This is a genomic window from Pedobacter sp. MR2016-19, assembly GCF_014947265.1.
Taxonomy (GTDB): Bacteria; Bacteroidota; Bacteroidia; order Sphingobacteriales; family Sphingobacteriaceae; genus Pedobacter.
The window spans coordinates 207,604-228,499 of sequence record NZ_JADCNK010000002.1 but is presented as its reverse complement, the minus strand read 5'-3'; the positions used below and the strand labels follow the sequence as shown (position 1 = coordinate 228,499).

Annotated in this window: 18 protein-coding genes; 10 read left to right on the top strand and 8 right to left on the bottom strand. The window is 39.6% G+C overall.

The features are described from left to right. Window positions 1-85: 85 nt before the first annotated feature. A complete protein-coding gene (locus IM793_RS03295) occupies window positions 86-1,357 on the bottom strand; it encodes a sugar MFS transporter (protein ID WP_193419727.1) in 1,272 nt (423 codons plus the stop codon). A gap of 444 nt (window positions 1,358-1,801) precedes the next feature. Between IM793_RS03295 and IM793_RS03290 the strand changes: the two genes are divergently transcribed. Next, window positions 1,802-2,551 carry a hypothetical protein gene (locus IM793_RS03290; protein WP_193419726.1) on the top strand — a complete coding sequence of 250 codons (750 nt, stop codon included), beginning with the start codon at window positions 1,802-1,804 and terminating at the stop codon, window positions 2,549-2,551. A 566-nt stretch (window positions 2,552-3,117) separates the two neighbouring features. Next, window positions 3,118-3,717 carry a GIN domain-containing protein gene (locus tag IM793_RS03285; RefSeq protein WP_193419725.1) on the top strand — a complete coding sequence of 200 codons (600 nt, stop codon included), beginning with the start codon at window positions 3,118-3,120 and terminating at the stop codon, window positions 3,715-3,717. 67 nt (window positions 3,718-3,784) lie between these two features. Here IM793_RS03285 and IM793_RS03280 read toward each other — a convergent pair whose 3' ends face one another. Then, window positions 3,785-3,964 (bottom strand): hypothetical protein, encoded by a 180-nt coding sequence (locus IM793_RS03280; RefSeq protein WP_193419724.1) that lies wholly within the window; start codon window positions 3,962-3,964, stop codon window positions 3,785-3,787. A 92-nt stretch (window positions 3,965-4,056) separates the two neighbouring features. Then, complete coding sequence (locus IM793_RS03275; RefSeq protein ID WP_193419723.1) at window positions 4,057-4,362, bottom strand: hypothetical protein; 306 nt, start codon at window positions 4,360-4,362, stop codon at window positions 4,057-4,059. A gap of 282 nt (window positions 4,363-4,644) precedes the next feature. Here IM793_RS03275 and IM793_RS03270 point away from each other — a divergent pair, with 282 nt between their 5' ends. Beyond that, window positions 4,645-5,154: a PRC-barrel domain-containing protein gene (locus tag IM793_RS03270; protein ID WP_193419722.1), complete on the top strand. Its 510-nt coding sequence runs from the start codon at window positions 4,645-4,647 to the stop codon at window positions 5,152-5,154. 639 nt (window positions 5,155-5,793) lie between these two features. On the opposite strand, the gene IM793_RS03265 is transcribed toward IM793_RS03270, so the two are convergent. Then, window positions 5,794-6,462, bottom strand: coding sequence for a hypothetical protein (locus IM793_RS03265; RefSeq protein ID WP_193419721.1), 669 nt, complete (start codon window positions 6,460-6,462; stop codon window positions 5,794-5,796). Between the two features lie 178 nt (window positions 6,463-6,640). On the opposite strand from IM793_RS03265, the gene IM793_RS03260 reads away from it, so the two are divergent. Then, complete coding sequence (locus IM793_RS03260) at window positions 6,641-7,093, top strand: hypothetical protein (RefSeq protein ID WP_193419720.1); 453 nt, start codon at window positions 6,641-6,643, stop codon at window positions 7,091-7,093. A gap of 48 nt (window positions 7,094-7,141) precedes the next feature. On the opposite strand, the gene IM793_RS03255 is transcribed toward IM793_RS03260, so the two are convergent. Further along, entirely contained in the window at window positions 7,142-7,915 is a 774-nt protein-coding gene (locus IM793_RS03255; protein ID WP_193419719.1) for a hypothetical protein, read from the bottom strand. A gap of 270 nt (window positions 7,916-8,185) precedes the next feature. On the opposite strand from IM793_RS03255, the gene IM793_RS03250 reads away from it, so the two are divergent. From IM793_RS03250 to IM793_RS03235, 4 genes are all read left to right on the top strand, one after another. Then, on the top strand, window positions 8,186-10,546 hold the full coding sequence (locus IM793_RS03250) for a mechanosensitive ion channel family protein (RefSeq protein ID WP_193419718.1): 2,361 nt from the start codon (window positions 8,186-8,188) through the stop codon (window positions 10,544-10,546). An 11-nt stretch (window positions 10,547-10,557) separates the two neighbouring features. Beyond that, window positions 10,558-11,373, top strand: a complete 816-nt coding sequence (locus IM793_RS03245; RefSeq protein WP_193419717.1) for an MOSC domain-containing protein — start codon at window positions 10,558-10,560, stop codon at window positions 11,371-11,373. Window positions 11,374-11,606: 233 nt separating this feature from the next. After that, entirely contained in the window at window positions 11,607-12,050 is a 444-nt protein-coding gene (locus IM793_RS03240) for a GNAT family N-acetyltransferase (RefSeq protein ID WP_193419716.1), read from the top strand. Between the two features lie 40 nt (window positions 12,051-12,090). After that, window positions 12,091-13,086 carry a hypothetical protein gene (locus IM793_RS03235; RefSeq protein ID WP_193419715.1) on the top strand — a complete coding sequence of 332 codons (996 nt, stop codon included), beginning with the start codon at window positions 12,091-12,093 and terminating at the stop codon, window positions 13,084-13,086. Between the two features lie 124 nt (window positions 13,087-13,210). On the opposite strand, the gene IM793_RS03230 is transcribed toward IM793_RS03235, so the two are convergent. Both IM793_RS03230 and IM793_RS03225 read right to left on the bottom strand, forming a co-directional pair. Beyond that, on the bottom strand, window positions 13,211-14,716 hold the full coding sequence (locus IM793_RS03230) for a glycoside hydrolase family 43 protein (protein ID WP_193419714.1): 1,506 nt from the start codon (window positions 14,714-14,716) through the stop codon (window positions 13,211-13,213). Window positions 14,717-14,788: 72 nt separating this feature from the next. Further along, a complete protein-coding gene (locus IM793_RS03225) occupies window positions 14,789-17,857 on the bottom strand; it encodes a glycosyl hydrolase (RefSeq protein WP_227256123.1) in 3,069 nt (1,022 codons plus the stop codon). A 384-nt stretch (window positions 17,858-18,241) separates the two neighbouring features. Here IM793_RS03225 and IM793_RS03220 point away from each other — a divergent pair, with 384 nt between their 5' ends. Together IM793_RS03220 and IM793_RS03215 are read left to right on the top strand one after the other, a co-directional pair. Then, window positions 18,242-18,550, top strand: a complete 309-nt coding sequence (locus IM793_RS03220) for a type II toxin-antitoxin system RelE/ParE family toxin (RefSeq protein ID WP_131526779.1) — start codon at window positions 18,242-18,244, stop codon at window positions 18,548-18,550. A 68-nt stretch (window positions 18,551-18,618) separates the two neighbouring features. Next, the gene (locus IM793_RS03215) at window positions 18,619-18,921 is read left to right on the top strand and encodes a HigA family addiction module antitoxin (protein ID WP_131526778.1); all 303 of its coding nucleotides are present in this window, start codon (window positions 18,619-18,621) and stop codon (window positions 18,919-18,921) included. A gap of 105 nt (window positions 18,922-19,026) precedes the next feature. Here IM793_RS03215 and IM793_RS03210 read toward each other — a convergent pair whose 3' ends face one another. Next, window positions 19,027-20,880: a glycoside hydrolase family 2 protein gene (locus IM793_RS03210; RefSeq protein WP_193419713.1), complete on the bottom strand. Its 1,854-nt coding sequence runs from the start codon at window positions 20,878-20,880 to the stop codon at window positions 19,027-19,029. Between the last annotated feature and the right edge of the window lie 16 nt (window positions 20,881-20,896).

The window sequence follows — 20,896 nt, the reverse complement described above, 5'->3', positions numbered from 1 at the left end:
CTACAAGTTATGATCAATTTAGCATCATAAACTTGTAGCTATTATTCTTCTCATGTATTAGACGGATAGTCTATAAAGTTATCAATTATGATGCTGCAACGCTGGTCTTTTTTCGTGAACGCAGGTAGATCACCAATCCGCCAAAAGCTACAATTAATATGATTGGAATGATCAATGTAGCACGCAGAATTTCAGGACCTGCCAGATTTTTGGCATTGGCAAGCGCCTGTGCAAATGCAGAATTTTCAGGAGCTTTTAAATACGCATCAAACGAGGCACCAGTTGGTAAATGTTTAACGATCAGGTTATCGTAAAAACTCCCCATAAACATGGTATAAATAGAAACAGCAAACATTCCCGCACCACCCATCAGGTTTAAGCCAAGAGCTCCTGATTTAGGAACATTCTCAGCGACGAAACCAATCATCGTTGGCCAGAAATAACAAACGCCTATACCGAAAACAATTGCAGCGAAGAAAACTGAATTTCCTGTAAAAGTGCTTAGCATGTAAAGTCCGGCTGCAGCAAATATTGCAGATAAGAGCAGTACCCCCTGAGGAGCAAGACGGTGTACTACAGGTTCGGCAAAACCCCTGCCAATTACCATGATCCCGGTTGTAAGGGTAAGCAATAGAATGGCATTATCTGTTACATTTTTAAGCAGCAAGCCTATCCATTGTCCTGTAAACAATTCTGTAATGGCGGTGCCGAACATGCAGATGAACATAAAAATAAACAATGGAGAAAGTACTGCTTTGTACATATCTGAACTGGAATAACCAGATGATACCCTTTCGGTAACGGGGAAATCTAACTTTGAAAACAGATATCCATAAATTAAAGTAGGAATAATCATCATGGCCACCTGCACTTTCCAGCCCAATCCAAGGTGAACAAACAAGGTAACCAGCAGTGTACCAATTACAATACCTCCGGGAAACCATAAGTGAAAATGATTTAATTTGGTTGTTTTATTCTCCGGGTATAAAGTGGCAACCAGTGGATTACAGGCGGCCTCTACAGTACCATTGGCAATGCCGATCAGCAAGGTAGATAAAAACAGGCTCCAGTAGCCCTGCGCAAAAACGGTAAGGATAATTCCCGCCAGGTGAAAAATAAAGGCCATGACCAGCAAACGTTTCATGCCAATCATATCCACTACAAATCCTCCAACCACAATGGCCAATGGAAAGCCCCAGAAGGCAGCAGCCGTAATGGTGCCTAACTGTGAAGTACTTAATTGAAAATCGATCCCAAGCTGGTTCATTATACCAGCACGGATGCCGAAGGAAAGGGAGGTGACTAATAATGCAAGACAACTTGCCCAGAATAGTTTTGTGGTTTGAATGTTAAGCATGTGCTCAGATTTAGGTTATAATTAGTTTTAATTTCGCAATAAGAAAAAGATTTTTGAACAAGCAGGTAGGTTGTTCCTGAATAGGAATCCAGGCAGGTAGTTTATTTAGATTTTTGGCTACAATTTTAAGGCAGGAAATACGCTGGCATTTAAACCAGCCATTTAATTTAATGAGTAGGCGCTCCTCCATTTTTCTGGAATATTTGGTTTTATACAAGCGACAAGCGCAGTGTTATGATTAGATTATGATCATTAATCGCCATAATAATAAACAATTGAATCGATTAATGCAATGGATGATGACAAACTTTGTTCTTTTGCCTGTGAGATCTGATCGAATAACAGATTGATTAATACGGATTGTATTACGAAACGATAAATTTGATTTTCTCCGTTTCATTCTATAAATTGAGGCGGAATTTTATCCAAACTCCATTAACCTTTATGAAAAGATATCTTTTTATTATCCTTTTAGCAATCTCTTTTTCAGTACAGGCACAGTCTAATGCCGGGAATTACAAATACATTATTGTACCCGAGAAATTCAGTTTTCTCAAGCAGGTTAACCAATACGGCTTAAATACCCTGATTAAGGCTTTTTTTGAGGAAAAAGGCTTTACTGTATATTTTGACAATGCCGAAATACCGGAAGAAATTGCGACAGATAGATGCAAGGCCCTGGTAGTAGAACTGCAGGAAAAAAACAGCATGTTTGTTACCAATCTTACCCTTTTACTTAAAGATTGTAAGGGTGCTGTAGTGATGAAGAGCAAGGAGGGAAAAAGCAGAGAGAAAGAGTATGAAACTTCTTATAATTTTGCCTTGAAAGATGCTTTGACATCTTTTAACGATTTAAAGTATATAGCGGGTAGCCTCCCTGTGGCGACAAGTGTAGTACTAGCTAATACAAATACAGAGGCCAAAACTGCACCTGTACCTGCTGAACAGCCTATGGCGACCAAAACAGAACAACAAGGAGCAATGTTATATGCACAACCTATAAGCAATGGCTACCAACTGATAGATGCAACACCTAAAATTGTAATGACCTTACTAAAAACCTCAATGGAGGATTGTTACATTTCGAACAACGGGAGCGCAAATGGCATAGTTTTAAAAAAGAGCGGAAGTTGGTTTTTTGAGTACTATAAAAACAATGCGCTCATTTCTGAAAAACTATCGATTAAATTTTAGTTATAGGAGATTGGATCTTATTTGTAATTCAATCGAATATGTCACGTTGAGCTCAGCCTGTACTGAGCTTGACGAATGTATCGAATGCCTTGCAACACCTTAACCAGACCCTTCGACAAGCTGCCATCGACAGACTCCAATAGAAAAGCCGTCATTGCGGGGAACGAAGCAATCTTAATGCGCACGCTAATAGCGATCGTTGTAAGATTGCTTCGTCGCTGAAAAAGCCTTCTCGCAATGACGATGCCTCAGCGAGATATTTCCGTTAAAATCTCCTGTCATTCATATTGATTTTATACCATAAATTAATCCTCAGGATAACAATTCTATATCTATTTAGTAATTGGTTAATTTCTGGAATTTAATTTAGCACCTGCCCGTAAAATCAAGCAATTGTAGAATTCATTCAGAAAACGAACGCTTTTTCACCTGATTTTTATAGCTGTTCGTCGATTGTTTACCTGTGTTGGTATAATATCCTGATTGCTGCTGCAACGTTTCTGTAATACCTGCGTCTTATCATTAAAACAGAAACAAAATATTATAAAAATATAAACAACAGCATTATGAAAACCTCTATCAAAACCCTAACAAAATCAGTATTAGCAGCTATCGTTTTAAGTTCTGCTATTTTCTCCACAAGTGTAATGGCAGACGAGAAACAGCCAATCAAAATGTCGGCACCTAAAAACATCAGCCAGGTTATTGTAAGTGGAAATGTGGAAATTATATTGGTACAAGGACAAAAAGAAAGTGTAAATTATAATGATGATAACACCGGAAAAGTAAAAGTGATCCAGGATGGCCATGCACTAAAAATCACTTCGGCAGATGGTAATACAGCTAAGATTACCGTTTATGTAAAAGATATCTATAGAATCCAGGCTTCTGAAAATGCAGTGGTAAAAACTTCAGGTAAATTGGATTCGAAATACCTTCAGTTATTCTTAAAAGGAGATGCTGTTGCCGAGATCAATTCAAATACAGAAAGTTTGTATACCGTAATTGAAGGTCGTGCAGATTTAAAATTAAGTGGAGCTACAGCAGAACATATCTTGGTAATGGGAAGCACACCAAAATTGAATTTAGACAGATTTGCTGCACTGAAAACTCAAATGAGTTCGCCAGTAACCGAAACAACACAAACTGCTTCATTAGCAAAATAATAGATAAAATTAAACAGTCGAAGAGCGGTGGAATCTATTCATCGCTCTTTTTTTGTTTATACGGCGCTTAATCATAAGCTACAGCATAATTTTTGGCAAAAGCATTACATTTTACCGGAGTAAGACGCAAGCAGGCTAAATAGTTTAATGCGAGGAGCAAATTGGAGCTGGTAATGGGCAAACGTCCGAATAAACGCTGGGCAGCGGATGAAACTTCCCTTACACCTTCATTTAAAATACCTGCCAAATAAAAAGGATTGGAGATTTGAGGAGATGAATACCATTTCTGGCATCATTTTCCCAATTTACGCACTGTCATTTACTTTTATATGCGCTAAATCATACGTGGTTCGCCTTCGATAAAAACCGTTCTACTAATTCTTCCCATTCCTGATCTAATGATAATTGTGGCCTTTTTTCACCAGCTTTAGCATACCAATAATCGGCATTCCAGATGTCGCCTTCTTTGCGGTGCAGATAGGCGTGGATGCGGGCAGAGGCAATATCCTCTAAATGGTCGACCTGGTTATGTGCCGTATACCAATCTCCTTTTGCATCGTACCAAAGTGCCCGCAGCTGAACCGACATATTGCTTTCTGGCCTATCTTTTTCTAATGACTTTTTAAATTCAGCTATATTCTTCATTAACTTCTGCTTCTATTTTAACTATTATACAAAATAATTGTAAAACAGTATGGTAGCCACCTGATAAAAAATTATTTTGATTGATATCCTGTAGCTTTTCACATTCTGTAACATTAAGATAAAACACTACATTACAAATACTTATAGATCATTTCACAGTTTTCGATATTCGTTTAAGCTGCCCATTTTTTGTAAAACGGTGCATTAACATAAAAACCATCTCCTGAAAAACTTGTTGTAAAAATGGGCATCGTTATTAATCGCCCCTTTAAAAAAGCAATTATGAATTCAGGAACTATTGTATACAGCAATTTAGAAGAGCTCTCAAAAAGTATTTATCAATTAACAGATGGCGAGGCTGACATTAAAGGCTGGCCGGTAAGAAATGAAGCCGGCGACCCGGTTGGAAAAGTGCGCGACCTCCTATTCGATCCCGAGCAAAATGCAATACGGTATGTTATTGTGGAACTTGCTGATATGGGCGAAGACTTGGAAGAAAAAGCTGTGCTGATCCCAATCGGCCTCGTAAATTTAGGTGAGGGTAAAAAAGAAGTTATTTTACCCGATATTCACCATGATCAGTTCAGGGCAATGCCGAGATATATTATTGGTGAAGTTACGCCTGAGTTGGAGAACCAAATCCGCAACGTGATCGGCAGTCCGGCGGCATTGCGGATGGAGGATGAAATTGTAGAGATTGACTGTGCAAACTTTTATCGTCACCATCATTTCGATAAGAATAGTTTTCCGGAACAAAATCCCAGAAATCATGATTCTGATCCATTAATTTAATTAATGTGTTAAATTTTGCTAGTGGTGCATAGGCGTCGCTAATTATAGTTGCATTAGAAAAAAGAGGTTGTATAACACATACCATTTCACCTTGAATGCTGTCAGTTGAGCTTGTCGAACCACCTTAAAACCTATTTAACAGGTCCTTCGACAAGCTACCATTGACGTTATTTCGAAAATCATTACTAATCAGCACTTTAACCGCTTTTGCATTTCCATCCAGCTAGGCCATAGCACGGTATCCCCGTTCTACCTAAATCCGGCCTAACAAATTTTTCGGGCTGCACTGCCCAAGCCAACCTACTAGCTTCGAAAGAAAACGGCGAAGCCCTCATGAATGCAGCTGAAAGTTATAAACAACATATGAATAAATTTTCAGCCGGTGTTTTTTTGTTTTTTCATGTGTCTTTATGTTTTCAATGGCATTCAAGCTAGCTCCGCTGGTCTTTTTGACACCAAAAAGAAAGAGCCCTTCGGCGGCGGCGAGCCGAGGCAAGACCGCGCCGTAGGATAAGAGAAGACAATTATACGTCACTCATATTGATTTTAAACAATTAATTAATCCTCAGGATGACAAATCTATATTTATGATACATCCTCGTTTTTTGAAACTTGCTATTTTAATTTCGGTAAGCTGGATCAATTAAATATTTGCCCTTCGCGATAATCATGCATGATACTCTCCAGCTTACCTGACCTAAAATGAAGGGTTACTGTTGAAGATCCGCTGGTGCTTGCACTTACAAAGTCTGAAAAGCCAAACTGCCAATCGTCGTGATTATTCATATCGGGATCGTACGGTTTGTTTAATGGTTTATCAGAAAGTACAAATCCGTAAGCTGCATAAGCTGGTAACTGATGGATTTTGATCAGCTTTGCTGTTAAACCTGAAACCGGATCATCAACTTTTATCGCCGTATCATCAGCCGCATTTTCAGGCCATTTGTTTACTGGTGTGGTGAGGCCACCGCCTGTAGCAATCTGCTGCACTTTGTCTCCACTAAAAAGCAGCACTATACGATCTAAGGTTCCGGTATTGTTATAAATAGTGAGCGCATAATAATAAGGAAGGAGTTGACCCAGGCTTTCCGGCGAACTGTAGGGCTTGTGCCCAAAAATTGCCACATTCTGAAAGTCGAGCGTCGGGCCAGCCTTTTGCAGCTGGGCGTATACTTCAGCGTGCGAGCTGCCGATCTTTATTCCCCATTTTTCTCCCTTTGTTATCGTTTCAGAATAATTTCCCTGTTTTTCCTTTTTACATCCAGCGATACAAAATAATACGAACAAAATTGGTAAGATTTTTTTCATTAGTGCTTAGTGTTAATTTAAAATGTAAACGTGGATATCACGGTGCTTGCTACAGGCTGAGGTAAATAAATTTAAAAGAGTTTATTCAGCTATCAAATGACCAGTAGCTGACTGAGCAATATAATAGATTTGTGAATTCATTTTGATTTATTTAACTTCAACTACTTAAAGGCCAGCCATGAAGCGTATTTTATTTCTATTATTGATCTTAATCAATATATCAGCTTGCAAAAAAGACACTGATCATATCACGAGTGAAACCTTGAGTGGCAAATGGTCTACCGGAGGGTATGACCTCGAGCTTTACAACGCTTCCGGAATCAAAGTTAGCCATATCATAGCAGATGCTCTAAAATCCTACTGGACATTTGATGATAAACAGGTAAAAGTTTCTACTGAAATTAATACATCAGTAAAGTTTTCAGACTATATTTTGAGGAGAAATGCTGATAACCGCATCCTCACTTTCAGCAATCCTAATTTTGCCGCACAGAACACTTGGAGCATTGTAGCACAGACCGATCAGTACTTGCGGATTAGCTCGGAGGTAACAGATAAACAATCGCTCATTTATGGAACTAACCAAACTGCTGCAAGAGGTGTGATGAATATCTACCTCACAAAGGAATAAATCTGATTATCTCCGGTCAACGTTAAAAGAACAGCAGTATTTGGTTGATTATTCAGAAAAAACCGTTGCTGGATCCAGCTCTTTAAAAAGATAAGGTGGGTGTTGTGGCAAAGTACCATGGCTAACTGTAGCAGGCATATCCTCTTTCATGGTATTGATATCTTCAACCGTTACCTTTCGGTTTAAAACATCATACGTTGCGCTGGTTTGCTGGCCTGCACCCGCGTTAAACGTTTCCATAAAGGTAAAAACAAGTTCGTTATCGATAAAACGGTACCTGGTTTCGCGGTTACCTACCGGACCGCTGCCGTAAGTTGATATAATTAAATTTCTTTTTGCGTCTATGCTGATGTCTGCACTGTCATACTGCTGGTAATCACCATTAATATAGGCAGCGCCAATGGCCAGCCAGGCGCTGGCGTATAAACGGTATCCACCTTCCGGCTGTTTCAATAAAACTAAGGTAGGCCGTAAATCTGTACTGTCTGTCTTGTTCTGGAGCACCAAAACTACATCTTCCAGTTCGTCATTATTTAACAGACCTTTGGCATCCATTGCAATTTTATACAATCCGGGAACAAAATCTTCAATGCTGTTTCCGCTTGTTGGAAATTCGATTTCCGACGCTTCTTTCGGGCTTTCTTTTTTAGGGCTAAGAATTACTTCCTGTGTATCGCGCACAACAACACGATCAGGGTTACTGATTGCTGCCTGTTGAGGTTTCATACCTGCGCCAAACCAATGCAGTTTATACATCAATGCAATAGCCATCATCATCATGCACGCCAAAATCCCGAGGATAATTTTAGTCTGTTTCTTCATCGATTGTTTATGGTAAATTTCCTACGGCTTTTATTTATTTTTTAGCTGGCAACTGTTATAAATGGCAGCAAATGTTAATTGAAATTATTTAATTTTTATTGAACTCCAGTATTATTTTTATAAAATTCTCTCTGTCATTAATGCTCTGACATTTTTAAAGGTTCAGTATAAATGAAATAGCCAAAACCACCGGACGTAAAATCAATTCTAATCCTTATTTTTGGCGATATATATCCTTAAAAGGAATATCTCAATACTGCTTTAAATCCAATGATAACAATAAATAATTTCCCGATACTGTTCCGAAATCTGATACTCCTGCTTTTTACCTTTCTTGTTACGGGTAATGCATTTGCACAAAAAGACAGGTTAGCAGATAAGGGGCAGGATGTATCCATTCTTTCAGATTCTGCTACACTGACCAAAGGCGATTACCTTACACACCTGGAAAAAGTATTTGAAACGGTTAATAAAGTGCCTGTAACGGTTGGTTCATTTAAGAAACTCAAACCTATAGAAGCACATTTAATCCAGGATGAAGCCGCGCTGGCACTGCTAAAAAGCCGCTTGACACAGCGTGACAGGTATCCAAATCTGCAAAACCTGCAGATGGATCAAACCTTATTGGCAGAACTACAAAGCAATAACAAAGATTGTTTAGCAGACCTTGATGAATATGAAAAGGAATTACGGGCATTAAAAACCGAAATTCTTAACCTGCGTAAAGATACCGTACTGATTAAAGTGTTTACAGTACCTGCAGTGCAGGTTATGTTTAAAAGTGAATTTGCAGAACTAAAGAAGAAACGTTTAGTGATGGATAGCTTGTTGAAAACGACTACCTTATCAATCAATAACCTACAGGCCAGAACTTCTTCCAATCTCATCAATATTAAAGAGTTAATGTATCTTACCGATAGCCAGCTTGATGCGGTGAGCATTAAAGCTTTTGGTAAAGAGCGCCGTTATTTATGGGAATCAGTAAACAAGCCGGCGAATAAAAGTATGGGGTTCCGCAGGTTTATTAAAGGAGAGCAGGAAATATCGCGGTATTATTTCATATATACAAGGAGCAGCAGAATCTTGTTACTTTTTACCTGTACCATATTTTTCTTCTGGGTATTCTTCAACTTTAGAAGCGTAAAACAGCGGGGTCGTTTAGAAACACTTGATGGTTTTTCGCTGATCAGTCCGCAGCCCTATTTAATCACTTTCATTATGCTCTTTGCACTGGCGCCTATTTTCGATTTGAGGGCGCCTGCACTATACATAGAAGCAGTAGAGATTATCCTCGCGATTTTGCTCACTGTATATTTCCGCAAAAGGTTAAACTCAAAGTTATTTTACTATTGGTGTTTATTTGTGATACTCCTTCTTGCACCCGTTTTCTTACGTCTTTTGGGTATGCCACCCAGGTACCAGCGCTGGCTCCTGTTATTCCTCACTACCAGTTCAGTTGCCTATGGTGTTATGGTATGGAAAATACTCGATGAAAAAGCCAAAAAATACAAAATGATCCTCATCACAGGATTTATATATGTTGGCTTTGCCATCATTGCCACATTTTGTAATTTATTTGGCCGCTTTACCCTCACGCAGATTTTTTATTCAACCGGGGTAAGCTCACTTTTAAATGCCATATCCTTAACCATTCTGGCCAAAGTATTGGTAGAAGCCTTTTTATTGCAGATGAAAAGCAGCAGGATTCGGAAGGGATTTCCGGAATATTTTGACTGGCTACCTGTAATATCAGGACTTAAAAGGCTCACAGGTATTGGTGCTACCCTAATCTGGTTTGTAATATTTACCACCAACCTGAATATATTTAATGGCCTCTACGAGTCGGTAATGGAAGTCCTTACTGAAAAAAGAACTATAGGCAGTTTCTCTTTTACCTTTGGGGGCATTGTATTGTTTTTGGGTATTATCTGGATTGCCAACTTTTTGCAAAAATACATTGCCTATTTCTTCGGCGATACTGGCGATGATAATTTTGAGGATAACAAAGGAGAACGTTCGAAATTACTGGTAACCCGTTTGGTGTTATTAATTGGAGGCTTTTTAATCGCTGTTGCAGCTTCCGGGCTACCAATCGATAAAATAACGGTTATTCTGGGTGCGTTGGGCGTTGGAATTGGGTTGGGCTTACAGAATATTGTAAGCAATTTTGTATCAGGGATTATCCTTATTTTTGATAAAACCATCAGAATAGGCGATATTGTAGAACTAAGCGATAAAAAAGGCAGGGTGAAAGAGATCGGTGTTCGTGCGAGTACACTGCTTAGCGAAGAGGGTGCCGAAATCATCATTCCCAATGGTGCCATCCTATCCAATAACATTATTAACTGGACGCTGAGCAATAACCAGATGCGCGTAAACATTTCTTTATCGATTGCCAAGCCATTTAATACCACCGATGTAGTCAACCTGATCAGGGAAATTATAGGCGAAAACGACAACGTGTTTATTAGCAAAGAACCGGTGATCATGATCAGTCCGGTGAGCAAAATCAACAGCAAAATCAACATTTATTTCTGGTGTAAGGATATTTCAAAGGCTGATCTGACCAAAAGCATGATCAATGCACAGATTTTTGAAGCCTTCGAACAAAAAGGAATTGAAATTTTATAATAATAAATTGCATGAATACTTTTTTCCTTTCCGGGTTATATGTCTACCCTATTAAATCATTGGGTGGTATCAGTCTTGAAAAAGCCCAATTAGAAGAAAAAGGTCTACAATACGACAGGAGATGGATGCTTGTTGATGAAGAAGGCATATTTATCACACAAAGAAAATATTTCGAACTGGCCTTGCTTGCGGTGAATATCAATAATGGCAGGCTGATCATATCACATAAAATAAACAGCAACCAAACCATATCTTTTGATCTGCAGGAAGATAACGGTATACAGATTCCGGTTGTAATCTGGAATGATACCACTTTTGGCACTGAAGTAAATACCGGGGTAAGCAACTGGTTTTCTGATTTCCTGAAATTTAAAGTAAAACTGGTAAAAATGCCGGTGGCGGAGAAAAGAATGGTAGACCCAAGATATGCATCGCACAATGAAGTAGTAAGTTTTGCAGATGGTTATCCTTGCCTTATCATAGGCCAATCTTCGCTTAACGGGCTAAATGAAAAACTCGAAAACCCGATAAAAATGGATCGTTTCCGTCCAAATTTTGTTTTTACAGGCGGGGAGCCTCACATTGAAGACAGTTTTAAAGCATTTTACATTGGCAAGATTCTATTTTCGGCGGTAAAACCCTGTGCAAGATGTGTACTCATTACCATTGATCAGCAAACAGGCGAAAAAGGACAGGAACCATTGAGGACATTGGCCGGTTACCGTACAGTTGGTAAAAAAATCCTATTCGGGCAAAATTTACTGCACCAGCAAAGTGGGGTAATTAGTGTGGGTGACGAATTAAAGGTGATGACATGGAAGGCTTAAGATGGAATGGATATTCCGGTAAAATTCTCAACAACCTTAATTTCTTATTGGTAAAAAATCTTAAGACTTTAATTATTCAATATTTTCTGACCACCTTAGCCACCTGAGATCACCTAAGCTCATTCCGTGACGCAAAATGCTTTATGTTAGTGCGCAAACTTTTCACCGCATTTAACGTTTAACGAATACTTTGCACCTTAAATACAGGAAAAAAATAATTTAATATTCATTGAATGAAAGAAGCAATAATTGTAGCTGCAGGTAGAAAGGAGTACGAAAAACTGATTACAGTATGGGAAAGTTCTGTAAGGGCAACACACCATTTTCTTTCTGAAAATGATATTATGACCTACCGCTCGCTGATTTTAACTGAATATTTTGATCAGGTAAGGTTATACGCTGTTAATTTTGAAAAAGAGGTGATGGGTTTTATAGGCATCAACAAAAAATCGATCCAGATGCTCTTTATCCATCCCGATGCCAGGGGAAAAGGACTCGGTAAAACATTGATTGATTTTGCTAGAGATAAACATGATGTCAATACGGTAGATGTAAATGAGCAAAATGAACAAGCAGTAGGTTTTTATGAAAAGCTTGGTTTTGTAACCTTCGAACGGAGTGAGCAGGATGGAGCAGGAAAACCTTTTCCTATACTTTCTATGGCCCTACAGCAGTAAAAATTTGATTATCGTTAGCAAACAACTTTTCATCTAAACTATGCCCGGAAATATCACAGAAAAACTGTTAATGGCCATCGCAATAGGTGCTGCATTTGGATTATTTTACACCCAACTGCTCAACATGCATGGTTTTACCAAAATCAAATACAAACATTTAGCGCTTGGCATTGGGGCGGTTATTTTTCTCCTTGGGCTACACAGCTTTGAGGCCGCAGGTATAGCCTTTTTTATTATTGGTATAGGAATTTTTGTGCTTGCCATTGCCCTGATGGCAAGGGGCACAGCCGATTCGCTTAAATCGCTATCTGCTAAATTCTCATCAAGTAACAAACAGCAGAATACCGAAGGCCAGCGATTAAACAAACCCGGTTTAAGTAATTATGCGGGTGTAATATTTCACTATGTGGTTATTATACTCATCTCGTTATCGATATTTACCTATTCGAACGATACCTTACTTAATCAGGAAAAAATGGAGCGGTTGATCAGTGATGCCATTTTTCAGTTTATGAGCACCATTATGCTTATACTGTTAGGCGCGTTTAATCCCTTTATACCTCCATCTGCTAAATTATTGAGAATCGCTGATCATGTCGATAGCGTTAAATACCCTAAATTATACCTCCTGCTTTCGGGCAAAAAATTCTGGATGGCCTTTAAAACCCTGATTTGCCTCGGAATTATTATTTATTTCACTTCGAAAGGATATTTTAACTTGTTGGCATGGGATAATGCCACGCCCTATATGAACATTTACGTGGTGCTTATCGGCTTTTTCATTATCGTTAACCTGGTACAGATGATCCGCAACCCCGAATATTTCTTTCAGGCAAACCTATTCAGGATTACAATGTTGCTACATTCGGCTTTTATCAGCATATTTTTGAGTGCGATACTGGTTTTCTCTACGCTGTTTATTTCTTCTATTTTAGGAGTTGATATCAATAGATTGAAGGTGAGTTCGGAGTCCATCATTTTCCTCGGGTTTAATATTATAATGTGTTATAATGAGTTCAGGCTGGCGAGGGCATAATAACCTTCGTTTTTTTGTCATGCAATATGTGAGTTCCGTTTTTCATCGGATTCTTAGTGGTATCTCACTGCACCATAAACAGAAATTCAAATTCGTCAGATGGTAACATCTGACGGCACAAAAATCAATACTTTAATTCAAAAGTGGAAAAGTCAGCATCCTGACCAACACTTCCATTAAAATGAAGACCAATACGTGGACTTCTATCCCATTGTGGTAAAAAGTTAACCGTAATTTTTTCCTTTGCCTGAACATTTTGCCATTCTTCATTAGGTTTCCTGAAAAATACAAGCAGGCTTAAATCATCTGCGGTTTTCATTTTAAACTCAACCGGAACTGTTTTTGGTATTTCCACCTTTGCAATCACTGTTCTGGTTTTATTTTCTACTTTCCAAAATTCTATTTCATTTCCAGCTATGCCAATGCCTATAGCCGAGCCTGCATCGCCATAATACACTAAACCTTTTAGTGCATTATTGGTATTTGTTACTGTCGTAGTCGCGTCAAAAGTTGCTGATATAGGTCTAACGGTTAATGCTATCCCGCTTAGGTTATCTTTATTAATAATCCCGGATAAATGAAGCTGCCCGTTCTTTTGCGAAATTCCTGGCGTTGAGTTTCTAAAATCCCATTGCCAATTTTTATCTATCTGCGGCCTCGTGAAGTTCAGTTTCAAATCCCGGTTAAGGCTTGGACCTGATTGTTCTTTTAAAACCGGCCATCCACCTTTCGATGGCCAGCTCAATTGGGCTAACATGCCCTGTCTTCCCGAGAAAATATTGGTCTTTTTATTGTAGGCATGGTAGAGGTAATAATCTTTTCCATCTGCAGCTTTTACAAACGTACCGTGTCCTGAACATTTCCAGTATTCATTTTCCATTAACAGGGGATTGGCAGCATAAAGCTCGTATGGTCCGGCAAAAGATTTTGATCTGGCCACCCTTACATTATAATCGCATTGTGCGCCACAGCAGTTTCCGGCAGAATAAAAAAGATAATAATAGCCATCTTTTTTCAGGATACTCTGCCCTTCCAAACCAATCTTTTGATCATCTTTAAGCAAAGAAAATGGTTCTCCTTCTACTTTAAGTCCGTTTTTGGCTAGCTTACAGGCCAAAACCTCAATTGGACGATTATCTAAACCATAAGCTTTAAAGGTAATGTAACGCGTATTGCCGTCAAGGTAAACAAATGCATCGATTGCTTCTTTTCCATAATCGATAATAATACCCTGATCAATAAAGCCCCTATCGGGATATTTTGAAGTGGCCACACCAATGCATGAAACGTTGTCCTTTTGCCTTCTCGCAGTATAATAAATGAAATAGGTTTTATCATGATAATCGTATTCCGGTGCCCAAAACGAACCCGATGTCCATGCTGGGGCCTTCTCAAAAATATAACCTTTCTGTTTCCAGTTCAGCAGATCTTTTGAGCTATAGATCGGAAAATGAGGTGCCCATTCAGACGAAGTACCCACGGCGTAATATTGATTATTGGCCCGGATAATGGATGGATCGGCAAAGTCTCCGGCAATTACAGGCTCTATAATAACCTGTGCAGATAAAAGATTCGCGATCAGGAGCAGTTTAACTGTTATCGCTAATATTAGGTATTTTAAAGACTTCATTTTATATTTAGTTTTTGTACTAAAGGCCAGTTGCTGGCACGATTTCAAAATTGTTATTGCGCTAAAGGGACATTACCTGGGTTTAACTTCTTTTTTGATATTTATGCTTTCATTTATAATCCGTACCGGACCTAAAAGTCCAGATTCCAATAAAGGTGAATCTGAACTATATTGCTTAGATGTGGTAAAGGTAAATCTTCCACTGGTTCGTGGCTTGCTATTTAATAACCATTGCGGCCATTGACCATCGGCTATCCCATCATCGGGTTTTGCTTCATCGCCGATCAGCCGGTTTGCCCAAAGATTGGCAATTTCTATAGCGAGTTCGTTTTTTCCTGGTTTAACCTGAGTGGAAATATCGATTTTCCAAGGTGGCGTCCATAACACGCCAACCACTTTCCCATTAAGGCTTACCCGGGCAAGGTTTTTCACCTTTCCAAGCTCCAGATAGATTGCTCCTTTAGGCTTACCTGCTTTAAAATCAAAAGTTTTGTGGTAGGCCGCAATCCCTGAATAATATTTGATACCTTCAAGTTTGTTTTTAGACCAATCAGATAGGGAATCAAAAACCACTTTTTCTGGCCCTCCCCATTTCGGGTCAAAATTAACTTCCCATGGTCCTTTGAGGGTAAGCAGTTCCTGGTGCTGTGTTTCACGCAGACCAGCTAACTGCCTATTGCGATTTTCCTTTGAAAACACCACAAAGCAGCTCTGATAGGGCGCCAATGCTATCGGGATCATTGTTTTTGTTTTGGTAACTGTGAAATCACTTACCTGTTTAATCTTAGCAGTAACCGCATCCCAAATCTCCGGAGCGCCTTTTACCGACCTGAAAGCAGCTTTAAAACTGATAGCGCTATCGCTGGTATTCGAAAGGAAATAAATGTCCCAATTCCCATTGTTACGATGGGTATATCTTACAGGTGCCGTTGTAACGAAATCCTCTTCCAATAGTAATTTATGCAGTACCTCAGCTGTTTGCCCGTAATGAGGATAAAGATGGTCCTGTTGTTTACGTAACGCTTCTCCCCAGAAGATTGTTCCTTTACCGTAACGTTTTGCCTCCTGCGTTTTGGGCAATTGCCCCTGCCCCCATATTTCGCGAACGATCTTTTTAATCTGCTGATCACAACCGGGATAACCTATCAAACTCGGTGAACGCTTTGGTGGGTTGCCGATAATGGTTGCGCCGTTGCCGATCAGTGATGAAATTTTGGTAAGCAGTTCGGGTGTCATGGTTTCACTTTCGGGAAGTACCATTATGCGGTATCTGGCACCGCTTGGAAATACAATATAGCGGTTTTCTACATGCGCTTTCATAAGCTGTGCAGGCGCACACCCATCAAAATTATAACCCCTGCGATCGGCCAGGGTATCGCCTCTAAGCGCAGAAGAAGGGGGTACAAACACATGTGGTGAACCTTCGGGAGTGAGATAAAGAATGTCGGCAACGGTTCTTCCCTGCTGCAACAGGTACTGGCATCTGCTTACATAGGTATGATAAGCATTTACCATGGGCCACCAGGTCTGGTTTCTGTCCCAATGTACTCCATATGGCCCCATTGTCGCACCAGGTTTGAGCGAATCTGGCAAAAACTGATTCTGAAAGGTGTGGTATACAAAGCGGTTCACACCAGCTGCAAATGCCCAGTCTCCCTGGTCTTTCATACTGGCTGGATGTTGTTTCCATCCCTCATTATCCTGAGCAGTAAAAGCTTCTGCCGGAATAAGCGAATGCCCCATCACATGACCTATCGAAGTGGCCTCAATAACACTATAAGTAGAATTGAATCCAAATCCCTTACTCCAGAATTCGGCCATGGGTACATCTGCCACCGCTCCCAGCCGAAGATCGGCGGTTGGGTTCATATCATAAGGCTCGATGGAAAGGGATAAGCCATGACGGTGCGCATAGGCTTTTACCTGTTCTGCGTGGTTTTTCAGGATAAGTTCCTGAGCAGTCTCTCTCAGGTCCCATAAAAAGCGTTCGCTCTCTTGCAAACCTCCGACAATATTTCCTGAATAGACAGGAAAATACTTTAGCGGATCGTAGCCCCTGCTTTTGATAAAAGCCTGTCGAAAACTGCCTGTCCAGTTCTGTGCGCCCATTTCCCAGCTGTCCATATGCAGCCGCTTAAGCCCACCCGGTACATCTTTCCTAGTTTTGTTTATACTGCTCAACAGTTTACCCACATAGGTATCCAAATGATGGTTTAAAGCGAGTGTATCGAATTTATCAGATTCAAAGCCAATACCCGGAACGGGTGCGGGCCTCGTAATCGCCCCGTTATTGCGTGCACCGAAGCGCATAACCATCCATTTGCCAGACGGCGGGGTCCAGTTGAGCGAACCATCTGAGGACATTTTGGAAGTGAGGTCCAAAATAGCTGATTTTTCTATTCCTTTCCCTGTCTGCATGGCAAAGGAGGAGGAAAGATAAGGTTTTACCGTTCCAGAACTATAAGGTGCACGGTAGTAAAGGGCCTTTTCATCAATATCCGCTATTTTGGTTGTTTGTTCTTCAAAAGGAAAAGCTAGCACCGCCACATCCTTATAATAAGCCATCCAGTCCTTTTTAAAATCAACGGTGAGATTGTCTTCACCGAAAAATGGCCTTTTAGGCTTAGGAACTGGCAGCATAATCTTGCCTTTATCTGCCGATGAAACCACTACCTGACTGGAAACAAGATGCTGCATAGATTCCTCGGCTTTTACCCAGGGTCCACCACTTCCTGTCCACCCCGGTCCAATACCTAAAGTGATCTCAATGCCAAGCCGCCTGGCTTCTCTTTCTGCATGTGCAAAAAGACTGATCCACTGCTTGCTTAAAAAATCTACTTTGCCGCGGGGTATGCCCACATTAACTTCCAGAAAAACCAGGTTACCGATACCGGCTTTGTTCATAGATTCGAGATCTTTGCTTATCGATTCTTTAGAAAGGTTCCCATCCATAAAATACCAGTATACCCCAGGTTTATAGCTATCCTTTGGAAGGAGGAAGTTAGCCTTCATTTCACTTACACGCTCTTTTGGCACCCTGATCTGCGATTTTACAACGTTGGTCGTAAAAAAGCATAAAATCAGATAAACATATCTATTTCTAAAAAATGCCATGGTGTTTGAATAGTTGAGCGCTTTCATTTTCCGGTATATCTTACATTTGGTTAAAAATCGGCTTACTCTAAATGTAGCGCTACTTAATTAAGCAATCTGTAAGTAAATCGTTTTATTAACAAATATATCATAATTCAGATCAGCTGTTTTAACTGAAATGAATTTTATTTACGGTTTTTGATAAAAAATTTTAAAATATCAACATCAAAAAAGTCATCAATTTATCATTATTTGATAATTATCATAAATAGATAATTATCAAATAATGATAGTAAATATATTTTTTATACATTTACTATATAATAATTATAACCACTAAACAAAAAGTTATTATAGAGTTAAAAAACTTATTGTGAACGAATAAAATAGGAGAATTACAAAATGGCAGACAAAAAAAATAAAACGTAGATTATGGAAATTCATTTTCGAGACGAGTATCTGGAGGAGCTCGCTGAAAACAAAAAATTTACCGGAAAACCTAAATTCCCAGAAGAAGTAGTAATTGCTTACAAAAAGAGAATTTTTCAGGTTAAGGGTGCAAAAGGAACGCAGGATCTGAGACAAATCAAATCGCTGCACTTCGAAAAGTTAAAAGAGAAGAAATTCAAGGATAAGTATTCTATCCGTTTAAATAAAGCTTATCGGCTTATTTTTGAAATCGGAAAAGATGATCGTCTTGAAATAATGATAATTGAAGAAATCAATAACCATTATGCTTAATTGGCCTTTGGCTGTCACAATATTGCCTCAGCTTTCGGGAGCTGAGGCAATATTTAATACCACAAATCATGAATAATCAGGTCTTTAATTCTAAAGGTGCTGAAATTGAAATTCAGGCTTTCCATCCAGGGGAGTTTTTATTGGAAGAAATAGAAGAAAGGGGCATTGTCAAAAAAGATTTTGCAGAAGCTTTAGATATTTTTCCCAATAATTTAAGCCTTATTTTTGCAGGGAAAAGAAACATTTCTGCACAACTTGCGCTCAAAATTGAAAAGCAATTGGGTATCAGTGCTGAGTACTGGTATAATCTGCAAACCGCTTATGATTTGCAGATAGCCAGAATACAAGAACAACAAAATGAATTTGCTTAAAAAGATAGCCCGTAAATCAATACGGGCTAATCATTTAGTTATCTACAAATACAATTACAGGGACATTTTCGATTTTGGAAAAATAATAATCGATAAGTGATAAGACTATTTATTTACCGACACCCTGATCTGATACAGTTTATCATGTAAAGCTTTCATCTGTTCTTCCGAGAATTTGATGTCTTTCCTATCATAAGTCATCAATCCATTGGTCTCCACTTCAACATCAGTAGTTTGGGTATATACTCCGGCAGAAAGCCCTAAAGGAATTAATTCTTCTAAACGTTTGGCAAACTCTGCGTATTTGTTAAACAGATCTGTTTTATTTTTAAAACTCTGATAGCCCCAGTTATTTTTCTGTTGCCACACATGGCCGTCAATAGGCAGGCCAAGGCCACCAAACTCGCCCAGTACAAGTGCATAATCTTTTCCAAAATAATCTGGACTAGGCATGGCCGGATGCGGGTAATTATGTAAATCGATAATATCGCCTACCGGATAGAAATTGCCTCCACTGGCCGTATTTACCAATCGAGAAGGATCTTTTTCTTTAGTCCATTTCGCAATTTCTACAGTTTTGAACTGGCCCCAGGCTTCGTTAAAAGGTGTCCACACTACGATAGATGGCACATTGTAAAGCGCATCAATAATATTGTTCCATTCTTTTCTGTAATATCCTTCAGATTCGGCGGTCCTGTTTTGATCGGAACCATGATCTAAAACACCCGGACGGTTTTCCCAGCCATTACCCAGATCGCCGCTCGGCATGTCCTGCCAAACCAACATTCCGGCTTTATCGCAATAGTAATACCAACGGGCTGGTTCTACCTTAATGTGTTTCCTGATCATATTGAAACCCATTTCTTTGGTTTTATCCACATCGAATTTCAAGGCTGCATCAGTTGGCGCGGTGTAAAGCCCATCCGGCCACCACCCCTGATCAAGCGGACCGTACTGAAAAACAAATTCGTTGTTCAATAACATGCGCTGTATCCCGTTCTGGTCTTTCCCGATCGAGCTTTTACGCATGGCGAAATAACTTTTAACCTCATCAACCTTTTTGTTTTTAGCGAGCAGTTCTACTTTTAAATCGTATAAAAACGGGCTTTTAGGACTCCATAACTTTGGATTGGCAATTTTTAAAGTAATTGTACCGCTACCATCACCGGTTTGTTCGGCAACTTTTGTCGTGCCATCCCAGGCCGAAACTTTTACCTGATTGCCTGAAGCAGCTCCCGTTAAAACTGGCGTAACAGCTAATGATTGCTGATCGATGTCAGGTGTTACTTTAATGTGATCGATATGTGATTTGTTTACCGCTTCGATCCATACCGTTTGCCAGATGCCCGTTACCGGAGTGTACCAGATGCCTTCAGGTCTTTTAACCTGTTTACCCCTTGGTTGAGGTCCTTCATCTGTCGGATCCCAAACTTCGACGGTTAAGGTCTGGCTGCCGCTTTTATTTAAAAATGGTGTGATGTTAAAACTAAAAGGATCAAAACCGCCTTCATGTTTTCCTACTTCTTTGCCGTTGATGCTAACGGTCGATCTCCAGTCAACAGCACCGAAATGAAGCAAAATTTCTTTGCCTTTCATGTTCGAAGGCACTGTAAATACGGTTTTATACCATAATAAACTGTCTTTACCAACCGTTTTACCAACACCCGAAAGTGCTGATTCTACAGCAAAAGGAACAAGTATTTTACCCTGGTTAATGGCCGGATGCTGCGATTTTCCGGAAATAGCATAATCCCAAAGACCATTCAGGTTTTTCCAGTTACCAGTACGCTCAAGCTGAGGGCGAGGATATTCTGGCAATACATTCTTAGGATTAACTTCCTGTGCCCATGGCGAAGAGATCTTCCCTTTCACCATCGACCAGGATTTGTCTTGCTGCTGTGCGGACAAGGAAAGTGAGAGCCCCAGCAGCGATAAGAAAATAGAGACTTTTTTATTCATTGGTTTAAAATTTGAG

Excerpts from the sequence above, each read along its gene's own strand:
- IM793_RS03295 (WP_193419727.1), bottom strand. The coding sequence starts at position 1,357 with ATGCTTAACATTCAAACCACAAAACTATTCTGGGCAAGTTGTCTTGCA.
- IM793_RS03290 (WP_193419726.1), top strand. The coding sequence starts at position 1,802 with ATGAAAAGATATCTTTTTATTATCCTTTTAGCAATCTCTTTTTCAGTA.
- IM793_RS03285 (WP_193419725.1), top strand. The coding sequence starts at position 3,118 with ATGAAAACCTCTATCAAAACCCTAACAAAATCAGTATTAGCAGCTATC.
- IM793_RS03275 (WP_193419723.1), bottom strand. The coding sequence starts at position 4,362 with ATGAAGAATATAGCTGAATTTAAAAAGTCATTAGAAAAAGATAGGCCA.
- IM793_RS03270 (WP_193419722.1), top strand. The coding sequence starts at position 4,645 with ATGAATTCAGGAACTATTGTATACAGCAATTTAGAAGAGCTCTCAAAA.
- IM793_RS03265 (WP_193419721.1), bottom strand. The coding sequence starts at position 6,462 with ATGAAAAAAATCTTACCAATTTTGTTCGTATTATTTTGTATCGCTGGA.
- IM793_RS03260 (WP_193419720.1), top strand. The coding sequence starts at position 6,641 with ATGAAGCGTATTTTATTTCTATTATTGATCTTAATCAATATATCAGCT.
- IM793_RS03255 (WP_193419719.1), bottom strand. The coding sequence starts at position 7,915 with ATGAAGAAACAGACTAAAATTATCCTCGGGATTTTGGCGTGCATGATG.
- IM793_RS03250 (WP_193419718.1), top strand. The coding sequence starts at position 8,186 with ATGATAACAATAAATAATTTCCCGATACTGTTCCGAAATCTGATACTC.
- IM793_RS03245 (WP_193419717.1), top strand. The coding sequence starts at position 10,558 with ATGAATACTTTTTTCCTTTCCGGGTTATATGTCTACCCTATTAAATCA.
- IM793_RS03240 (WP_193419716.1), top strand. The coding sequence starts at position 11,607 with ATGAAAGAAGCAATAATTGTAGCTGCAGGTAGAAAGGAGTACGAAAAA.
- IM793_RS03235 (WP_193419715.1), top strand. The coding sequence starts at position 12,091 with ATGCCCGGAAATATCACAGAAAAACTGTTAATGGCCATCGCAATAGGT.
- IM793_RS03230 (WP_193419714.1), bottom strand. The coding sequence starts at position 14,716 with ATGAAGTCTTTAAAATACCTAATATTAGCGATAACAGTTAAACTGCTC.
- IM793_RS03225 (WP_227256123.1), bottom strand. The coding sequence starts at position 17,857 with ATGAAAGCGCTCAACTATTCAAACACCATGGCATTTTTTAGAAATAGA.
- IM793_RS03220 (WP_131526779.1), top strand. The coding sequence starts at position 18,242 with ATGGAAATTCATTTTCGAGACGAGTATCTGGAGGAGCTCGCTGAAAAC.
- IM793_RS03215 (WP_131526778.1), top strand. The coding sequence starts at position 18,619 with ATGAATAATCAGGTCTTTAATTCTAAAGGTGCTGAAATTGAAATTCAG.
- IM793_RS03210 (WP_193419713.1), bottom strand. The coding sequence starts at position 20,880 with ATGAATAAAAAAGTCTCTATTTTCTTATCGCTGCTGGGGCTCTCACTT.